4 protein-coding genes and 1 pseudogene are annotated in these 2916 nt (G+C 49.5%); 2 read left to right on the forward strand and 3 right to left on the reverse strand.

Annotated elements, in window-relative coordinates:
- Window positions 1-920, forward strand: a 920-nt coding sequence (locus tag AQR02_RS13730; RefSeq protein ID WP_245237422.1) for an MFS transporter, incomplete at its 5' end; no start/stop codon positions are given.
- A gap of 114 nt (window positions 921-1034) precedes the next feature.
- Here the strand turns inward: AQR02_RS13730 and AQR02_RS13735 are convergent.
- Window positions 1035-1412, reverse strand: a complete 378-nt coding sequence (locus AQR02_RS13735; protein ID WP_054940976.1) for a hypothetical protein — start codon at window positions 1410-1412, stop codon at window positions 1035-1037.
- A gap of 142 nt (window positions 1413-1554) precedes the next feature.
- On the opposite strand from AQR02_RS13735, the pseudogene AQR02_RS13740 reads away from it, so the two are divergent.
- Window positions 1555-1890 (forward strand): annotated as a pseudogene (locus tag AQR02_RS13740) (alpha/beta fold hydrolase); the annotation flags it as partial.
- 73 nt (window positions 1891-1963) lie between these two features.
- Here the strand turns inward: AQR02_RS13740 and AQR02_RS13745 are convergent.
- Together AQR02_RS13745 and AQR02_RS34245 are read right to left on the reverse strand one after the other, a co-directional pair.
- Complete coding sequence (locus AQR02_RS13745) at window positions 1964-2398, reverse strand: MarR family winged helix-turn-helix transcriptional regulator (RefSeq protein ID WP_054940977.1); 435 nt, start codon at window positions 2396-2398, stop codon at window positions 1964-1966.
- 2 nt (window positions 2399-2400) lie between these two features.
- A partial coding sequence (locus tag AQR02_RS34245) for a zinc-binding dehydrogenase (protein WP_245237424.1) occupies window positions 2401-2916 on the reverse strand: 516 nt, incomplete at its 5' end.

A 2916-nucleotide genomic window follows, 5' to 3' on the forward strand; every position in this document is an offset into this window, starting at 1 on the left:
TTCCGGCGCGTAATGCACTGGTTCCGCGGCTTACCAGCTCGCGTGAGGGACTGCTGCGGGCCAACGGCCTGTTATCCGTCAGCGACCAGATCGTGCAATTTGCCGGGTGGGGACTTAGCGGGATCATCATTGTTTGGATCGGAACAACTTCTACCCTTCTGCTTACCGCAGTTATCTACGCCCTGGCAGCCCTGCTCACTCTGCGGATTAAAGAACCGCAAACCGGCAGGGAGACAAACAATCTTTCCGATAATGCTGCCGGGAACCAGATTGTTCCTTCCAGAGGGTCAGTCCTCACTGAAGGCTGGAAAATCATCTGGCGAACACCAAGTCTGCGGGCATTAACTGCGATTGATGCCATCGATATGCTCGGAGGTTCCGTCTGGGTCGGAGCGTTCACCCTGATTTTTGTGCAGGAGGCGCTGGGACAGGGCGAAGAATGGTGGGGATTTATCAATTCCATCTATTTTGCCGGTACGATTGGCGGGGGATTACTGGTAATCTCGGCGGTCCGGCGGATCGGCAGCAGGCTGCTGCGCTATATGCTGATTGGCATGGCCGGTTACGGCCTGCTTACTTTTCTGTATGCTATCAATACCCATCTGGTTGCCGCGTTGATACTCGTGCTGGCGATGGGACCATTTGCCGAGCTTAGCGCCGTGACCCGCAGAACACTTGTCCAGCACAGCGTGAACAGCGAGCAGCTCCCAAAGGTTTTGTCCGCACAGGCGGCAGTTCTTCATCTGTTCTTCTGCATCTCGCTGCTTGGCATGGCCTGGGCAGCCGAAACCTTCGGCATTGTGAAACTGTACGTCTTTGCCTCCTGCCTGACCTGCTCAGCCGTTGCCGTCGGGATTATATATGCTAAATCTCTGCGGAACGTCGAAGAGAGTTCCTCCAGAAATGAACAGACTCATTAAACGGGCACTAGAACCAAGGGACTGATCAGCTCTCTGCCTTCAAGAGAATCATCAGCTCCAAATGACAAAAAGGGCTATTGCTAACTGCAGCAATGGCCCTTTTTACGGATAAAGTTAAATCAGCACGTTGAAATGACCCTCCGAGTCCACTGTAGCCGTCCGGGGATCGGCCAGACCGATGCCCTTAAAGCCCCCTTTACCTAAAGTTTTCCAGATTGGGGGCTGATCCTGCAGGGAAGCAGATACCACATCGACTGATGTGCTGCTCCCGATTTTTCGAGTGAGCTGGGCCTCTAACAGCCGGATTTGCCGCTGCAGCTGCTCCCGGCGGTTAATTGTCTGCACTGCGTCGCTCTGCGCCGCATTCACCTTGTCCAGCTCCATCATCAGCCGGTCGCGTTGCTTTTCCAGGGAACTGACATCACTCTGAGTACCACCGTAGGCGGCAATGGCCTGCACCGGGCTGATTCCGGATAATGCTTGTGATATCATAGTCTCCCCTCCATTTCCATGACTTCTATTAATCTCTATTACCCGGTTGTGCCCGTCATGACAACATCCCAGCCGTTCCCCGGCGATAATTATCGCATAAAATATCGTTTTCCCCGTTCCATAAGATGCACGCACCGCACCAAGGATGAGCACCCAAAGCTTTTATGACTATACCTTTGACGCAGCTTATATGTGGAAAGATGTCTATACGAATATGCCAATCATCGATCATCTGTGGGGGGAAGCCTTCGGAGAAATGGATCTGATCCAATCTCTCGCTACTCTCAACAAGCCGGTATTTATCGGTTTAGGAAGGTATGATTATTTGGTAGCCCCTGTTTCACTTTGGAATTCTGTTGATGAAACCTATGCGCACGTGAAAAAAGTAATTTTTGAGCATAGTGGTCATAATCCGATGTTTGAGGAACCCCGAACCTTTGACAAAGAACTACGCCAGTGGATTCTTGAGGACAATTGAGGCTTTCCTTTGTATAACAAAAACACTAAGTATAACAAAACCACTAAGTTAATGCTTAGTGGTTTTCGTTATGCTAGTCGAACCTTTGCAGCGATTCTGATAAACGTCTTAAATGATTTAATAAGCCGTCCTTTTCTGCCAGAGTCCAATCCGCCAAAGCTTCACGCATATGGCGCTCACGGGTGAGGCTAATCATGGCATTGATTTCCTCACCGTATTTCGTCAGTTCAGATACCCGAATCCGGGAATCTGAACTTGATGGATACGTATGAACTAACCCGTTAGTCTCTAATTTATCGATTTGCCGACTGACACTAGAATAGTTTTTTCCCATCATCGCAGCCAAATCACCAACACTGGTCGGCTGGAGATGCGCGATGCCAACGAAGACACGAAAGGCGGCCTCCTCCAAATTCACGCCAGCATATGCAATCATTTTTTTATCACGGTCTGGCCGGTTGATAATGGCAACTATATCAATCAGCGCTTTAAAAATATCATTTTCCATTTTCATTCCACCTTTACAACGGGACGGGGAATCAGCGGGGCATTCCAAGCCTCTTCGATATCTTCTATCGCAAACTCCCTTGTGGCTATTTTCAGCTTCCCCTCAGCAGCCATTTCAAAAACACCTTTAACAGCGGTTAGCATATCAGCTTTAGAAACACTCTTTTCCCCGCTGCCTACCAGTTCAATCGTAGAAGAGCGCAAGATAGAGGAAGGTAAATTAATGTTTTCCTGGCCAGATGAAGTTCCAATGCTTACAAAGCGGGTTACATGATCCGTTTGGGTCTTGGCCAGAGCTGACATGATAGCGGATGCGCTATCGCCCCATAGGTAATCCAAGATTACATCAACACCACCGGCAAAAACTTGCATTAGGTCCTTTTCAAACGTTATTTGTCCGTTGCCGGCTGTCCTATCAAATAGTATGATTTCATCGGCTTCAAGGGCTTGCAGCTTAGATTCGTTGCGTCCCGTGGCAATGATCTTCTTGGCCCCAAGGCCTCTGGCAATTTGAACCGC

Source organism: Paenibacillus ihuae, assembly GCF_001368795.1.
In the GTDB taxonomy this organism is placed as follows: Bacteria; Bacillota; Bacilli; order Paenibacillales; family Paenibacillaceae; genus Paenibacillus_AQ; species Paenibacillus_AQ ihuae.

What these genes read in the sequence shown, in the direction of transcription:
- AQR02_RS13735 (WP_054940976.1), bottom strand. Translation starts at nt 1,412, where the DNA reads ATGATATCACAAGCATTATCCGGAATCAGCCCGGTGCAGGCCATTGCC.
- AQR02_RS13745 (WP_054940977.1), bottom strand. Translation starts at nt 2,398, where the DNA reads ATGGAAAATGATATTTTTAAAGCGCTGATTGATATAGTTGCCATTATC.